The organism is Amycolatopsis sp. FBCC-B4732 (assembly GCF_023008405.1).
Lineage (GTDB): Bacteria > Actinomycetota > Actinomycetes > Mycobacteriales > Pseudonocardiaceae > Amycolatopsis > Amycolatopsis pretoriensis_A.
In genome coordinates, this window is the sequence record NZ_CP095376.1 from 1772340 (window position 1) to 1788402 (window position 16063).

A 16063-nucleotide genomic window follows, 5' to 3' on the forward strand; every position below is an offset into this window, starting at 1 on the left:
GGTTCTTGGCGTGGCGAGCTGCGATCTGGACGTCGCGGAGGTCGACGTCGGCATGGAGCGTGGTGGTGACGAAGGCGTATCGCACATGTGTGGGTGCATCCGGGGGAGCTGCACGACTGACGCTTCGGCCAGTCGGCGTAGCCGTCGGGTGGCGCAGTGTCGGTCCGTGCGGGCGTCTCGTCGGATGAGCAGGATGGGACCGTGATCGCGGTTGCCGACGGCTCGGTCGATCGCCCGGCCGACGCTGGCGGCAATGGCACCAGCATGACCTTGCCGGCCTTGCCGCGTCTTAACCAGCGGGTTCGGGGTTCAAGTCCCTGATGGCGCACAGTCGGAAAGCAAAGCCCACCAACTTCCCGGCCGGGAAGCTGTATCTGGTCTGCGACAACTGTGAGGACCCCACGGCAAGGCCGAGGTCGTCACGTGGTGCGCGGCCAACGACATCGAGCTGGTCTACACACCCACCAACGCCTCCTGGCTGAACTGGATCGAGTGCGAATTCACCGCGGTCCGCTACTTCACCCTCGCCGGCAGCGACTACCCCAGCCACGCCGCCCAGGAGGGTGCGATCGCCGGCTACCTGCGCTGGCGCAACCGCCACGGCCACCCCAAACGCCGCTTCGCCGTCAACTCCAAGATCCGCCGACCGGATTGCCTACCCAACGTTGCTTGATGCGGCACTAGGCCTGTTCAAGTACCGGCGGCGATCATCGCGATGTTGAGCCAATCGGGTGACCGGCGTTGCGTCACCAGAACCCGGCAGAGGTTGGTGTGACGTTCTCCACCGGACCGGACTGGCCGACCCCAAATCAAGATCCATTAACGGAGTTTCTGCCATGATCATCGAATTTTGGAGACCGAGGCTAGTTGTCGTGGGCCTGGTTCTCCTCGCCTTGCCCGCTCTCCTTATAATCAGTTCGCCGCCGAAACGATTGGGTCGCCTTCTCGCGCATCGACTTGATCAGCTCGACGGCGGTCAGCCTGTCGGGGCGCGGGCAGAGAGGGCACTTGTGCTGCGGAACCTGATGGACGCACATCTCAGTGAGCCGAGGATCGCTCCGTTCACTGTCCACGTCGCTCCTCTCCCCTCCTGGTGAAACCAGCAGCCACTTCGTCGTAGGCGATCCAGACCAGCTCCAGCAGCGTGCCCAGGATCGCGACGCCGGAACCGATCCACCGGCAGACCGCCTCTGACGTCGTCAACGCTTGATCCGGTGAGTACTTCAACGGCGGCGCCAAGAGGAGTGCCAGGCCCACGCCTAAGACCACGATCCCCAAGTTGAAGGTCAGCCGTGACCGCCGGTGCCATCGGCGCCACTCGGCCATGTCCCGGGCCTGGACGTGGGCTCGAAGCCGCTCGTCCGCCGCCGGCCCGAGTGCTGACAGCGGGCCCCACGCCTGCACGTCACTCTTGGAGTAGAGGACCGCCCTGCCCCGGAACCCGAACTGCACGCACGCCACCAGGATTATGACTACGACGGTCAGCACCGTCAGCGTCGCGCCGGGCCATCGGAAGGAGCTCGGGGCCTGGGCCACCACGCCAAGGAGGGCCAGGGAGAAGCCAGCCAGCAAGGGTGCCGCGGACCCGGTCTTGGCGTCGAAGGCCGCCGGTTGCCCGAAGTCTCCCGGGCCGGTCCAGGTGATCGGCCCGCCGGAACCACCCGCTCGTCCGTCTGAGTCTGCTTGGGCTGCTGATTCGCCACCGAAGATACTTTGACTCATGACACAATTATGCGCCAACCCGTCAGTCTGAACGTGAGGGATCATGGGTGATGCCGTCCTGCTCCAACTGGATGTCAGAGCCAACGTCGTCCAGCTGATCGGCCCGGGTCTCGACGTGAGCGAACGCCACAACGGCGTAACCCAGGAACTGCTGGACTCAATCTCCGACGTCCAGCGCGCCCGTCGCCGGTCCGTTAACCGGGTTGCCGACCCGGGCGCGGTTCCGTCCCTGCGTGCGGTGGGCCGCCTGCTCGGCGACGCCCTGCTCCCGGGCCGCGTCGCCGCCGGTCTGATCGCCCAGCTTGGTGAGTCGCGCCGAGTCAACGTCGCCCTGACGTCGGAGACCTATGCCGGGCTGCCCTGGGAGGCCGTGACCCTCCCTGGAACCGAGGTGCCCTTGGTGCTCCAGCCTGGGGTGCAGGTGTTTCGCACGGTCAAGTCGCCCCAGCCGCGCCCCACCCTCCGAGGCGGCCCATTGCGCATCGCCTTCGCCGTGGCCGCCCCCACCGAGAACGGCGGTGCTCTGCTGAACTACGAGCGTGAGCTTCGAGACATCGAGGAAGCGGTCCGGCCGGCGCGCGCGGCTGGCCTGGAGCTGACCTTGGTGCGCTACGCCACCCTTGGTTCCCTGCGTTCCTGTGTAGAGAACGTGCAGCCACATGTCCTGCATGTGTCGACGCACGGCGGCGTTGGGTCGCTGACCCTGGAGGACGACGAAGGGCGGCCCCGGCCCGTCGGGGCGGACGAATTCGTCACCGAAGTTCTCGGCGCCGGTCCCGTACCCGACCTCATCTGCCTCGCTGCCTGCTTCACCTCGGCCGAGGCCGCGCCCGGCCTGCCATCGTTTGCCGCCCGGCTCGTGCACAGCGGCGTGAAGGCAGTCGTCGGAACCCAGACCTCCGTCACCGACAGGTATTCAACGCTCTTCTTCACGCGGCTTTACAACATACTCGCCACCGGCTCGACCGACCTCGCGGCCGCGACCGCCGATGCCCGGCGCGCCGTGCAGGAGCAGCTCAGCGGCCCGGGCGAACCCCGGCAGCAACAGATCGCCAGGCTGGACGAGTGGGCCATCGTCACGCTCAGCACCACCGACGAGACGCCGACCCTCATCTCCGGCACCCCGGTCGAGGGCGCCCCGGCCGTTCGAGTGGAACCGGACGGGTCCGAGTTCATCGGCCGCCGCGGAGAGCAACGGCTGATCGCCAGACTCCTGTTGGAGGAGAGCGTCAGCCTCCACGGCCTGGGCGGGGCCGGCAAGACGGCTCTCGCGTGGCAGGTGATTGCGAGCCTCGAAGAGAGGATGGACCTGACCGCCATGGTCAGCGGGACGGCGACCGCGGCGGAGACATTCGCCGTGGCAGCACGATGCGCATCAGCCGACGTCCGGGATGACAACGCCGGATTGCCGTGGGCCGAACGCCTGCGCCGCCTCGCATCCCGCCTTCCGAGCGGGCGGAGCCTGGTCCTGGTCGTCGACGGGAGTTGTGAGTCAGAAGGTCTGCGTGAACTCATGACCGTCTGGGCCGCGACGCCCGGGTTGCGACTGTTACATACCTCCCGCGTTCCCGAGATCCCGGGCACCACCAAGGTTTCGCTGCCGCAGCTCAGCCTTCCCGAGACCGTGAAGCTGGCGTGGTCCCTCCCCGCCGTGGGCCGCTGGACGGACAACTCCATCGAAGCCGCGTTCGATCTTCTCGGAGGCCATCCGGCAGCGTGGTTCTCGCTGGACCGCTCGCTCTCACTTTCGTCGTCCGTCCCCGACTCGCTCGTCACCCGATTCGCGGAGATCACCTGGTCCGCGTCCGGCGCCGCCGACCGCGTGCGGGAGCTCGCAGACGGGAACGCCTACCTCACCCTGCTGGCTGCGTCAATCTTTAATTCACCATTTCCGGCCGAAGGCTTGGACAAGGCCCTGCTAGGCGCGAACGTGGGCACCGGCGTTCGCCCGGAGACTGAGAGACTCATCCACCTCGGCCTCCTGGCCGTGCGGCTAGACGGGCTCCTGGACTGCCCTCGCTGGTTGCGGGTGATTCTGCAGGCGAACGCATCCGACGACTTCCAGAGAGAAACACTCAACCGATTCGAGTTCATGGCCGGCGAGTTCTTTATGAATCGGGTGCTATCGACGGCCGACCAGCAGGATCCATACAACATTAGAAGCGACTCGGACATTCACGACTTCACCGAGGCCAACCAGCATTTCCTGGCTGCTGGCGCCCTGCCGCAGGCGGCAGCAGCAGCCGTCCTGGCAGCGCAGGCGTTGCGACGCGAGGGTGCGTGGGTCGCCCGAGACCAGATCCTCCGGCAGAACTTGAGCGTCCCCGGCTGGGACGAGCGATCGAGGATACATCTCTTGCAAGCTCTCGGCGAGTTGGCCCTCGACTCGGGAGACTATGACGAGGCCCTAAGTGCCTTCGACGAAGCCTACGACCTCAGCCGAGGACTGAGTGCGGAATCCGAGTACGACGCCCACCAGCGAAGCCGGATTCAGGGACACATCGCGCTGGTCTACAAAGCTCGCGGCCAGCTCGACGACGCCGAGCGTGCCTTCACGAACGTCCTGGAGAGCGCCCGGGCCGACGGTGACGAGATCGTCGAGGCCTCTGCCTTATACAACCTGGCCGAGCTGTTCGAGCGTCAGGGTGCGCTGGATAAGGCTGAACCGCTGTACTTGGATGCACTGACGCTGAAGGAGAGCCAAGGAGACCGCCTCGGAGCGGCGAACTGCATCCACCAGCTGGGAATGCTTAACCAGTTCCGTGGTCAGTTTCAGGAGGCGTTCGAGTACTACCAGGCCGCCGCCCGGATCCGGGCCGAGGTCGGTGACGCACATGAATCGACGATCTCAGTCGCCCAGCTCGGCATTCTGCTGACCCTGGTCGGCGAATGGAGCGGAGCTAGGCGCCTACTGTCGCAGGCACTGGGAACCTTCGAGGCCGTGGGCGACGTATCTATGATGGCGGTCTGCTACGAGAAGCTGGGCATCGTCGCGACGGCCTATCGTGAGTTCGACCTGGCCGAACGGTACCTGGCGCGATCCGTGCGGATCCACAGTGAACTTGGTGAGCGCGAGGGGCTCCAGTCAGCCGGCAAAAGCCGGGCCGAGCTCTTGGTCGCGCGGGGTGACTACGCGGCTGCCACCGATGCCTACGAGAAGCTCGGAGCGAGCGGACGGCTGCAGGCGTTCAGGGATCTGGAGCGAATCGACGCGGCCCGAGGCGACTTCATGAGCCTGGTTCGTCATCGTGAACAACTCAAGGTCGTCATAGCGGCCCAGAACGAGGGCGAGCGGGTCGTAGTCGGCGACCTGTTTCAGATGTCTGCCCTGGCGGGGGACTTCGAGCGCGCCGACCGCACCTTGACCGAATACCTCGACGTCATGCGGCCGCCTGAGCAGTCGATCGAATTCGATCAGTGGGCGAACATCCAGAGGGAAAAAATCGAGCGCTGCCGTCGAGACCTTGCTGTAGAACGTCGCGAATTCCTGAAAAGTCATGAGTTTGGCGCACGGGATACGGCGAAGGAAGCGATCTCCAAACGCCAGTACGCTAAGGCAGGCCAATACCGCCGGTTGGCCGCCTCCATCGCGGAGCAAATCGTGGCACTCGATTCCAGAAACTTCGACGATGTTCTGAACGTCGCCGGCGACTACGACGACCTAGGTGACCTTGCCCTCCACGTTAACCGCCTCGCCGAGGCTGAAGAATGGTTCGCCCGGGCCCTGCAGCTGCGCACGGAGATCCTTTCGTCGGTTCCCGACCACGAGCGCGTCCTCCGGGGAGTGGCGGTGGTCCAAGAGCGCCTAGCCCAGATTACGAACCTCTCGGAACGCCACGCCGATGCCATGACCCACTTCAACCAGGCGCGGGCCATCCGCGAAGCACTTGCCGAGCGTTTCCCCGGCCGGGTGGACCTCGCCGAGGAGTACGGAGTCCTCATGCTCCTGCTCGAGCGACTGGAGCCAGATCAGGCGGCGGAGGCGAAGCGCCGCGCGCTCGAGGTTCTGACTCCCGTTAGTGACCAGTTGTCTGAGACCCAGGCGGCCCTGCTGACCTGGGCCGCGGCGGGCCCCGACGCGACCGTCGAGGTCGCGCGATACGACATGGGTTTTCGCACTTCACCGCCACTGTGACCGGGTGCCGCAACTATCGCAGGGTTTCAACCTCTTCTCGCAATACGATGATCTGCTGCCGTTAACCTGCTCCACGTGCCGCCGCCCGGTCATGTAGCCGCAGACCGGTCGTGCGGCGTTCCGCTGAGATTCAACGATGGATCAGCAGCGACCCGTCAACAATCAGCGTCCGCTCGTCGGCGCATTCAGAACCCGGCCGTCCACGCGAGATCACCCTTGAGCGGAGGCGTGAGCCTGACGGAGGAACGCAGCTGAGCCCATGCCAGCCTCCCGAGGTCGAGGGATCATCGCCTGGCTCGAAGGTAACCCGGCTAGCCCAACTTTGCTGTGTTTGCGCTGGTCAACATCCTGCTCGGCGACAGTGGGTACGGAGCTGAGCGCCGTACGCGGCGGCAGCGTCACGGAGGGGTGAGGTTGTCCGGCTTGGCTTGACAGCGCCCGCGTCGTCTCGCAGACTTCGAACAAATGTTCGAGGAGTTCGGGGTCGCTCGCGGCTTCCCCTCGTGGCGTCTCCGGTGGGCGTTCGTGGTGCTGGAGGTGCGTGGTGGCGGGACTCGCGGCGATCCCCGGCGTCCGCACAGCCGCGCAGCTCGGCGAGCCGACGGCGCGAGCTTGTCGTAGAGATCCAGGTTCAGCCAGTGCCCACGCGAACACGTCGTGACGGTCGTGACCCGCTCGACGTGTAGATTATCCGGCGACCTCGCGCAGCCCTCGGCCAGCAGGCTCCTCACCAGACGCGACGTCGTACTCAGGTAACTACGGCTGACCGGGCAAGAGTGTCCGCTTGGGGCCGTTCTTCGCTCGGAGCACCAGCCGCTCACCGCCGGCAAGCCAGTTTGTCGCGACCACCGCGACATCCGTCACCGGATCAGTTCCCACGTTCTCGATCTTCATCGTCGGGCGCTTGTTCTCCAACCTCTGCTCGCCGTTGTTCGTGCCGACGTGGACCACGTCGGAGTAGGTCCACGAGCCGCTGACGAAGTACGCGTGCACCCGCAGCCGCTCATTCTCGCGCCGGTTCTCGCGGCCGGCCTCATCGCGGGCGATCCGCAGTGCTGCCCATGCGGCGTAGAACGCGCCGAGCCCGCCGACCCACTGGCCGAGCCCAGCCCAGTCGTTAGTGCCGAGCCAGACGCGGAGACCGATCATGGCCAGGACTGCTGCGGCGATGCTAGCCAGCAACCATCACGGGCGGGAGCCGCTGAACAGCGCCTTCAAACGCTGCACCGAGACATCCCGGTTCACAGCGACGCCTCGGGGCAAGTGGGATTCAGGCACTGGACGCGTCCCTTCGTGTTCGTAGCCGCGTTGCCTCGGCGGACCAAAGACTACGGAGGGTCGCAGCCAGCCGCGCCGCCACACGTGGGCTCAGCTCGCACCCACTGTGAGCACTCACTGTTCGACCGGTTGCTGGCGCGAGGCCTGCATCGGCCAGGCGCTAGCTGTTGCGGGTCATTACGTTGGTGACGTGGGCGAAGGCCTAAGACGAGGGACGGGTCTTTCGACGGCAGGATGAGAAGTGCGACCAACACATCCGCCGAGGAGAAAGACCCGTCCGTGCACCACCGTAATGCCCCACTGTCCCTCGAGGGCCGCCGCCGGCTCGTCGCGCGTTGCCAGACCCGCCCGATCGCCCACGTCGCCGCCGAAATGGGCATCTCCCGGCAATGCGCCTCCAAATGGGTCAACCGCTGGCGCCGCTATGGCGAGACCGGCCTGCTCGACCAGCCCAGCGTCCCGCACCACCAGCCCACCGCCACCCCCGCCGAGGTCGTGGCCCGGATCGAGCAGCTGCGCAGGCAACGCAAGTACTCCGCCCGCCGCATCGCCACCGAACTCACCACCGAAGGCATCACCCTCTCCGTCCGCACCGTCGGCCGGCACCTGCTGCACCTCGGGCTCAACCGGCGCCGCTTTATCGACCCCACCGGCGCCACCAACCGGGAACCCCGCAAGATCATCGCCCGCTGGCCCGGGCACATGGTCCACCTGGACGTGAAGAAGACCGGCCGGATCCCCGACGGCGGCGGCTGGCGCATCCACGGCAAAGGCAGCGACCAGGACAAACGCGCCCGCCGCGGCAAGACCCGAGGCCAGCGGGCCCGCTACACCTACCTGCACTCCGCCGTCGACGGCTACTCACGCCTGGCCTACACCGAAGCCCTGCCCGACGAAACCGCCCGGACCGCGATCGGGTTCGTCCACCGCGCCCGAGCCTTCTTCGCCCGCCACGGCATCACCCACATCCACCGCCTGGTCACCGACAACGGCGCCTGCTACCGCGCGAACGACTTCGCCACCGTCCTGCGCGGAGCCCGGCATCAGCGGATCACGCCCTACACCCCACGCCACAACGGGAAAGTCGAGCGCTACAACCGGATCCTGGCCGAAGAGTTCCTCTACGCCCATGTCTGGCTCAGTGAAGAACACCGCACCGCAGCCCTGGCCGTCTGGAACATCCACTACAACTACCATCGACCACACACTGCCGCTGGGAACCAGCCACCGGTCACCCGGCTCCACACCGGCGTCACCAACGTCATGGCCTCATACAACTAGTCCTGCCCGCGCAACTGGATGACCCAGGCCGACGCCGACGCGACCGCCTCGGCGACGAGACTGCGTACTTCGCGGGCGGTATCGATATCGCGGTGGCCTGCTCGAGTCGCCCTGGTCGGGGACCCGGCCGGCATGGCACAGCCGGCTCTGCCGGGCGTTGCTTGTTCGTCACCTCGTCTCGGCGCGAGGTGCGGCGGGTCGGCGCGTAAGCTGACGGCGAGTGCCCCGGACCCCGGTGCGACGACCAGTCGACCCGAGGGGACTGTCATGGCGCGCGTTGAGTTCGCGGGGATCGCCGAGCCCTACCGGAGCACGGTGACCGCGATCATCGGTCTCGGCCGTCAAGGCCGGTCCACCGGTGCGCCGGCGCTCCCGATGGCCGGTCGGATCCGCGCCGTGGCCGGTGCACGTCTTCCGGCCCGGTGCCACCGGCTCTTCGGGCTCGGCCTGGCGGGACTGACGAAGCTCGCAGCGCGCCGGTCCGTCGCCGGGCACGAGGGTGTCCGCCGGTTCGTCGCCGACGTCCTGGCGGAGAACGCGGTCGCCGGACAGGCCGTCGCCGTGCGCTACCGGGACGGTGAGCCGCGATGACCACGCGGGTGGGCGCCGAGCCCGCCGCCGCCGCGGAACCGCAACCGGACGCCCGGGAACCCGTCGCGCGGTTGCTGCGCGACCTCCGTACCACCACCGAAGGGCTGACCTCTCGGGAAGCCGCCCGCCGGTTGCTGGCACGGGGTCCGAACGAGCTGCCGTCGCACCGCTCCCGGCAGTGGCCGCTCGCCCTGGTGCGCCAGGTGATCCACCCGCTCGCGCTGCTGCTCTGGGTGGCGGCGGGCCTGTCGTGGCTCGCGGGCACCACCAGCCTGGCGTACGCGATCGTCGGGGTGATCGTGCTCAACGGCGTCCTCGCCTTCGTCCAGGAACAGCAGGCCGAGCGGGCCGTCGACGCGCTCGGTGCGTACCTGCCCGCGCAGGCGTCCGCGCTGCGCGACGGCCGGCCGCGGGCCGTGCCGGTGCGGGAACTGGTCCCGGGCGACGTCCTGCTGATCGCCGAGGGCGACCGGGTCCCCGCGGACGTGCGGCTCGTCGACGGCGTCCTCGAGGTGGACGCCTCGATGCTGACCGGCGAGCCGGGGCCGGTGACCCGCACGGCGGACGCGGTCGACGACGCCGATCGTGCCCTCGACTCGCCGGTGCTGGTGTTCAGCGGCACCGCCTGCGTCGGCGGTGCCGCCCGGGGCGTGGTCCACGCCACCGGACGGCACACCGAGATCGGGCGGATCGCCGCGCTGACCGCGGGGGTCGGCCACGAGGAGAGCCCGCTGGAACGGCAGGTCCGGCGGGTGGCCTGGCTCATCGCCGGCGTCGCGCTCGCCGTCGGGATCGGCTTCCTGCCGCTGGGCGTCGCGGCGGGCCTGTCGTGGCCGGCCGCGTTCGTGTTCGCGATCGGCCTGCTGGTGGCGAACGTGCCGGAAGGGCTCCTGCCGACGATCACGCTGGCGCTGGCCGGCGGGGTGCGTTCGATGGCGAAGTCCGGCGCGCTCGTCAAACGGCTGTCCGCGGTGGAAACACTCGGGTCGACGACCGTGATCTGCACGGACAAGACCGGGACGTTGACCCGCAACGCCATGCACGTCGTGGAGGCGCATGACGCGGCGGGGGAGCCACTGACCGGATCGATGCCACTGGCCGAGACTCTCGCGCGGTGCAGCACCGCCGATCTCGGCTCGCGCACCGGGGATCCGACCGAGCTGGCCCTGCTCGACTTCGCCGCGGCGAGCGGTGTCCGGCTCGACGCGTCGACCCGGGACGCCGACCGGCTGGTGCTGTATCCGTTCGACCCGCGGCTCAAAATGATGTCCACAGTGGACGGATCGCGCACCGGGCCCCGGATGCGCGACACGAAGGGTGCGCCCGAGCAGGTCGTTCCGCGCTGCCTGACCGCCCTCGACGCGGCCGGTCACGAGGTCGGCCTGACCGCGCCGCGCCGCGCCCGGATCACCGCGCTGGTGGACGAGATGGCCGGCCGCGGGCTCCGGGTGCTGGCCGTCGCCGACGGACCGGTGCCCGGCGAGGCCCCGCTCACCCGCGACGCGGCCGAATCCGGGTTGCGCCTGCTCGGCCTCGTCGGGCTGGCCGACCCGCCGCGTCCGGAAGTCGCCGGCGCCGTCGCGGCGTGCCACTCGGCCGGGATCACCGTGCACGTGGTGACCGGGGACAACGGGCTGACCGCGGCGGAGATCGCGCGCCAGGTGGGGATCCGCGTGAGCCGCGTCATCGACGGCGGCGAGCTGCTCGCCATGCCGGAGGCGGAGCTGGATGCGGTCTTGGCGGGCGGCGGAGAGATTGTGTTCGCCCGGGTGGCGCCGGAGGACAAGCTGCGGATCGCGGACGCGCTGCGCCACGGCGGCGCGGTCGTCGCGATGACCGGTGACGGCGTGAACGACGCTCCCGCGCTCCGGCGGGCGGACATCGGCGTCGCGATGGGGGCCGGCGGAACGGACGTCGCCAAGGAGGCGGCGACCGTCGTGCTCACCGACGACAACTTCGCCACGATCGTCGCGGGCGTCCGCGAGGGCCGCCGGGTCTACGACAACGTCCGCAAGTTCGTGCTGTACATCTTCGCGCACGCCGTCCCCGAGGTCCTGCCGTTCCTGCTGTTCGCGATCTCGGGCGGAGCGATCCCGCTGCCGCTGACCGTGCTGCAGATCCTGGCGATCGACCTCGGCACCGAAACCCTGCCCGCACTCGCCCTCGGGCGTGAGCCGGCCGAACCCGGGTTGATGGACCGCCGTCCCCGCAGCCGGTCCGAGGGTGTCGTCTCCGGGTGGATGCTCCTGCGTGCCTGGGGAATCATGGGGCTGCTCTCGGGAATCCTGGTGCTGGCCGCTTTCTTCGCCGTCCTGTACGAGGCGGGCTGGCACTACGGTGTCGACGTCTCGGCCGGCGCACCGCTGCACCACGCCTACCTGCAGGCCACCACGGCGAGCTTCGCCGCCATCGTGTTCTGCCAGCTCGGGACCGCCTTCGCCGCGCGCACCCAGCGGGCGTCCCTGCGTTCGGTCGGGCTCACCACGAACCGGCTGCTGCTGGCCGGCCTGGTCTTCGAGCTGGCGTTCGCCGCGGCCCTGATCTACGTCCCGGCGCTGCAGCCGGTGTTCGGCACCGCCGCGCTGCCCGCCTGGGTGATCGCACTGCTGCTGCCGATGCCGCTGCTCGTGTGGGGTGCCGACGAGGTGTTCCGCTGGGCGGGGCGCCGGCACACGCGGGACGTCCGATGAGAGTGCTGACGGTGAACCCGGGCTCCTCGAGCGTCAAACTCTCGGTCGTCGACGACGGCCGTGAGGTCGACCACGCCACGGTCGGCGCCGCGTCCGCTGCCGAGGCCCGGCAGCCGCTGGCCGACCTGGTGGTCCGCCGGCACCCGATCGACGCGGCCGGCGTCCGGTTCGTGCACGGCGGGCTGAGCACCGACCCGGTCCCGCTGGACCACGCGGAAACCGCGCGGCTGACCGCCTTGACCCCGCTGGCGCCGCTGCACCAGCCGCTGTCGCTCGAACTGGCCGCGGTGGTCGCCGAGATCGTGCCGGGCCCGGTGTACGCGTGTTTCGACACCGCTTTCCACGCCCGGATGCCGGAATCCGCGGCGCACTACGCGCTGCCGAGGAGCTGGGTCCGCGAGCACGAGCTGCGGCGCTACGGCTTCCACGGTCTCTCCTGCGCGTCCGCCCTGCGCCGCACGGCCGAGCTGCTCGACCGGGAACCCACCGGGCTGCGGCTGGTCTGCTGCCACATCGGGGCCGGCGTTTCGGTGACCGCCGTCCGCGACGGCCACGGCGTGGACACGTCGATGGGCTTCACCCCGCTGGAAGGGGCGGTGATGGCCACCCGTTCCGGCAGCGTCGACCCGGGCCTGCTGCTGTACCTGCTGCGCTCCGGCGTCACCGACGCGGCCGGCCTCGACGACGCGCTCGACCGGGGGAGCGGCCTGGCCGGGATGACCGGCACCGGCGGTGACGTGCGGGACGTGCTGACCGCGCGGGACCGCGGCGACCCGGACGCCCGCACCGCGATCGAGGTCTACCTGCACCGGCTGCGCCGGGAGATCGGCGCGATGGTGGCGTCTTTGGACCGGCTGGACGCGCTGGTGTTCACCGGCGGCGTCGCCGAACACCAGCCGGCCTTGCTGGCCGAGCTCTGCGAGCGGCTGGGGGTCTTCGGGGTGCGAACCGATTCCGGGCGCCTGGCCGCTGACGGCGACCGGCAGGTCGGCCGGGCGCACGGGGCCGTGCGGGTGCTGGTCGTGTCCGCGCGGGAGGGCCTGGAGATCGCCCGGCAGACGACCCTGGCGATGGCCGCCCGCGCCGCGGGTGCCGGTGGACCCCGCGATCGGTGACGAACGGCCGCAGCGCGCCCGGCGCGCACGCCCCTAGCGTGAAGGCCGACGGAAGAGGAGTTCGATGCAAGCACGCGACATCATGAGCAGCCCCGTCGTCACCGTGACACCGGGCATGACGGTGAAGTACGCCGCGAACCTGTTGTCCGCCCACGGCTTCACCGCGCTCCCGGTCCTCGACGACGACGGCCGGCTCGTCGGCGTGGTGACCGAGGCGGACCTCGTGCGGGACCGGTTCCCGCGTGACGCCCGGTACCACCCGGCCGACGGCACCGGCCCGGACGAGCCGCCCGAGCCACCGGCCGGGACCGTCGGCGGCGTGATGACCACCCCGGCGGTCGGGATGGGCGCGGGCACCGACGTGGTCGACCTGGTGCGCGTCCTGCTCGAAGACCGGATCCGCAGCATGCCGATCGTCGACGGCGCGCACGTCGTCGGCATCGTCACCCGGCGCGACCTCGTCCGGGCGCTCGCCCGCGACGACGAAGTCATTTCGGCCGACGTGCGCCACCAGCTGTCGATCTACGGCGGGCCGGCGCGCTGGACCGTCGCGGTGCACGGCGGCGAGGTCGAGGTCGTGGACGCGTTCGACGACGAGACCGACCGGCACGTCGCGACCGTGCTGGCCCAGGCCGTGCCCGGGGTGACCGCGGTCCGCGTGAGCGGCACCAGCCCGGCCGGCTGACCGGCCGGCCAGACCCACCTGGCGGAAGGCCACGGCGATGCAGCGGACCACGATCTCGACCAGCACCACGACCACGGCTTCGGCGTACGAGGAGCACGAGCGGGACCTGGACCTGAGGTGGTGGGCCGCGGCGAACTACCTGACCGCCGCCCAGATCTACCTGCAGGACAACCCGCTGCTGCGCGAGCCCCTTTCAGTGGAGGACATCAAGCCGCGCCTGCTCGGGCACTGGGGCACCAGTCCCGGGCTGTCGATGATCTACACCCTGCTCAACCGGCTCATCCGCGACACCGGCGCCGACTGCGTGTACGTCGCCGGTCCGGGCCACGGCGGGCCGGCCCTGCTCGCGAACGCCTATCTCGAAGGCACCTACGGCGAGGCGTACCCCGCCGTCTCCGCCGACGTCGCCGGGCTGACCCGGCTGGTGCGGCAGTTCTCCACGCCCGGGGGCGTGCCGAGCCACGTCGGCGTCCAGACGCCCGGCAGCATCCACGAGGGCGGCGAACTCGGCTATTCCCTGGCCCACGCAGCGGGCGCCGCGTTCGACCACCCGGACCTGATCGTGGCCTGCGTGGTCGGGGACGGTGAGGCGGAGACCGGGCCGCTGGCGGGGTCCTGGAAGATCCCCGCCTTCCTCAACGCCCGCCGCGACGGTGCCGTGCTGCCGATCCTGCACCTCAACGGGTACAAGATCGCCGGGCCCACCGTGCTCGGCCGGGCCGACGACACCGACGTGCTCGGGTTGCTGACGGCGCAGGGCTGGGACCCGGTCGTCGTGGCCGGGGACGACCCCGCCGCGGTGTTCACCGACCTGCACCACGCCCTGACCGCGGCGCACGACCGGATCCGGGACAACCAGCGGCGGGCGCGCACGGGCTCGGCCGAGCCGTTCCGGCCGGTCCGCTGGCCGGCGATCGTCCTGCGCACGCCGAAGGGCTGGACCGGCCCGACGATCGTCGACGGTGTCGTCGTCGAAGGCACGTTCCGGGCGCACCAGGTACCGCTGACCCTGGTCCGGGAGGACGTCGGACACTTCCGGTTGCTCGAGCGGTGGCTGCGGTCCTACGCCCCGGAAACCCTGTTCGACGCCGCCGGACGGCTCGTCCCGGAACTGAGGGCGCTCGCCCCCGCAGGTGACAAGCGGATGTCCGCCAGCCCCTACGCCAACGGCGGCCGGCTGCTGCACCGGCTCGACATCCCCGCCCTGGCACCGTATTCCGTCAGCGTCCCGGCGCCCGGTGCCGTGCACCACGGCAACACCCGTCCGTTCGGTGAGCTGCTGCGCGACGTCTACCGCGCCAGTACCCGGGAATCCGACGGTGGCGGCACGTTCCGGTTGTTCTGCCCGGACGAAACGGCCAGCAACCGGCTCGGTGCGGTCTTCGAGGCCACCGACAGCTGTTTGCAGGCGCCGGCCCTCACCACCGACGATCACGTCTCACCCGAAGGCCGGGTAATGGAGGTGCTCTCGGAGCACCTGTGCCAGGGCTGGCTGGAGGGGTACCTGCTGTCGGGCCGGCACGGCGTGTTCGCGACCTACGAAGCGTTCGCGATGGTCTCGGCCTCCATGCTGATCCAGCACGCCAAGTGGCTGCAGCACGCCGCGGACCTGCCGTGGCGGCGCTCGATCGCATCGCTCAACGTGTTGTTGACCTCGACCTGCTGGCGCAATGACAACAACGGTTTCTCGCACCAGGGACCGGGCCTGATCGACATCGCCATCCCGCTGGCGCCCGCTGTCGTGCGCGTCTGGTTCCCGCCGGACGCCAACACCACGCTGTCGGTGGCGGAGCACTGCCTGCGCAGCCGCGACCACGTCAACCTGATCGTCGCCGACAAGCAGGAGCACCTGCAGTACCTCGACCTCGAGGAAGCGGCCGCGCACTGCGCCGCGGGAGCGTCCACATGGGACTGGGCCGGCACCGAGACGGCCGACAGCGAACCCGACATCGTGCTCGCCGCCGCCGGTGACGTGCCGACGCTGGAGGTCCTGGCCGCGGCCCGGCTGCTCCGCGACTACGTCCCGTACCTGCGGGTGCGGGTGGTCAACGTGGTCGACCTGATGGGCCTGCTCCCGCCCGCCGACCACCCGCACGGGTTCGGCGAGCGGAAGTTCGAGCGGCTGTTCACCGCCGCCACCGACGTCGTGTTCGCCTTCCACGGCTACCCCCGGGCCGTGCACCAGCTGCTGCACGGCCGCCCCGAGCCGGGCCGGTTCCACGTCCGCGGCTACACCGAGCAGGGCACCACCACGACGCCGTTCGACATGGTCGTGCTCAACCGGATGAGCCGCTACCACCTCGCCCTCGAAGCACTGCGCAGGTCCGCCCGGGTTCCCGAAGGCGGCGCGGCACTGGCCGAGCACTGCCACGCCATGCTGACCCGCCACCACGGCTACATCCGTGAACACTTCGAGGACATGCCGGAAATCCGCGGGTGGACCTGGGCCGGCTGACCGCGGGTTTCGCCTGCCGGGAAACGAAGTTGGGCTGAACGACCAGGCTCACCGGTACCGGGGCGCGGTATGCTGAGGAGGACAGCGCCGAAGTGCCGAGTCCCCGCTCTT

Annotated in this window: 9 protein-coding genes; 7 read left to right on the top strand and 2 right to left on the bottom strand. The window is 69.6% G+C overall.

Translation table 11 applies throughout. From position 1 onward, the window contains the following. Positions 1-1062 precede the first annotated feature (1062 nt). On the bottom strand, positions 1063-1722 hold the full coding sequence (locus tag MUY14_RS07375) for a hypothetical protein (RefSeq protein ID WP_247022008.1): 660 nt from the start codon (positions 1720-1722) through the stop codon (positions 1063-1065). A gap of 43 nt (positions 1723-1765) precedes the next feature. Here MUY14_RS07375 and MUY14_RS07380 point away from each other — a divergent pair, with 43 nt between their 5' ends. Continuing rightward, the gene (locus MUY14_RS07380; protein WP_247022009.1) at positions 1766-5857 is read left to right on the top strand and encodes a tetratricopeptide repeat protein; all 4092 of its coding nucleotides are present in this window, start codon (positions 1766-1768) and stop codon (positions 5855-5857) included. A gap of 756 nt (positions 5858-6613) precedes the next feature. On the opposite strand, the gene MUY14_RS07385 is transcribed toward MUY14_RS07380, so the two are convergent. Then, positions 6614-7006 carry a hypothetical protein gene (locus tag MUY14_RS07385; RefSeq protein ID WP_247022010.1) on the bottom strand — a complete coding sequence of 131 codons (393 nt, stop codon included), beginning with the start codon at positions 7004-7006 and terminating at the stop codon, positions 6614-6616. A 408-nt stretch (positions 7007-7414) separates the two neighbouring features. Between MUY14_RS07385 and MUY14_RS07390 the strand changes: the two genes are divergently transcribed. The 6 genes from MUY14_RS07390 (at position 7415) to MUY14_RS07415 (ending at position 15952) form a co-directional block, all read left to right on the top strand. Further along, on the top strand, positions 7415-8416 hold the full coding sequence (locus MUY14_RS07390; RefSeq protein WP_247022011.1) for an IS481 family transposase: 1002 nt from the start codon (positions 7415-7417) through the stop codon (positions 8414-8416). A gap of 267 nt (positions 8417-8683) precedes the next feature. Continuing rightward, complete coding sequence (locus MUY14_RS07395) at positions 8684-9007, top strand: hypothetical protein (RefSeq protein WP_247022012.1); 324 nt, start codon at positions 8684-8686, stop codon at positions 9005-9007. Beyond that, a complete protein-coding gene (locus MUY14_RS07400) occupies positions 9004-11697 on the top strand; it encodes a cation-transporting P-type ATPase (protein WP_247022013.1) in 2694 nt (897 codons plus the stop codon). The genes MUY14_RS07395 and MUY14_RS07400 overlap by 4 nt, the downstream gene beginning before the upstream one ends. Further along, on the top strand, positions 11694-12812 hold the full coding sequence (locus tag MUY14_RS07405) for an acetate/propionate family kinase (protein WP_247022014.1): 1119 nt from the start codon (positions 11694-11696) through the stop codon (positions 12810-12812). Before MUY14_RS07400 ends, MUY14_RS07405 begins: the two co-directional genes overlap by 4 nt. Positions 12813-12876: 64 nt before the next feature. Next, on the top strand, positions 12877-13497 hold the full coding sequence (locus MUY14_RS07410; RefSeq protein WP_247022015.1) for an HPP family protein: 621 nt from the start codon (positions 12877-12879) through the stop codon (positions 13495-13497). A gap of 37 nt (positions 13498-13534) precedes the next feature. Further along, positions 13535-15952 (top strand): phosphoketolase, encoded by a 2418-nt coding sequence (locus tag MUY14_RS07415; protein WP_247022016.1) that lies wholly within the window; start codon positions 13535-13537, stop codon positions 15950-15952. The last annotated feature ends 111 nt before the right edge of the window (positions 15953-16063 follow it).

Excerpts from the sequence above, each read along its gene's own strand:
- MUY14_RS07380 (WP_247022009.1), top strand. The coding sequence starts at position 1,766 with ATGGGTGATGCCGTCCTGCTCCAACTGGATGTCAGAGCCAACGTCGTC.
- MUY14_RS07400 (WP_247022013.1), top strand. The coding sequence starts at position 9,004 with ATGACCACGCGGGTGGGCGCCGAGCCCGCCGCCGCCGCGGAACCGCAA.
- MUY14_RS07375 (WP_247022008.1), bottom strand. The coding sequence starts at position 1,722 with ATGAGTCAAAGTATCTTCGGTGGCGAATCAGCAGCCCAAGCAGACTCA.
- MUY14_RS07385 (WP_247022010.1), bottom strand. The coding sequence starts at position 7,006 with ATGATCGGTCTCCGCGTCTGGCTCGGCACTAACGACTGGGCTGGGCTC.
- MUY14_RS07415 (WP_247022016.1), top strand. The coding sequence starts at position 13,535 with ATGCAGCGGACCACGATCTCGACCAGCACCACGACCACGGCTTCGGCG.
- MUY14_RS07395 (WP_247022012.1), top strand. The coding sequence starts at position 8,684 with ATGGCGCGCGTTGAGTTCGCGGGGATCGCCGAGCCCTACCGGAGCACG.
- MUY14_RS07410 (WP_247022015.1), top strand. The coding sequence starts at position 12,877 with ATGCAAGCACGCGACATCATGAGCAGCCCCGTCGTCACCGTGACACCG.
- MUY14_RS07405 (WP_247022014.1), top strand. The coding sequence starts at position 11,694 with ATGAGAGTGCTGACGGTGAACCCGGGCTCCTCGAGCGTCAAACTCTCG.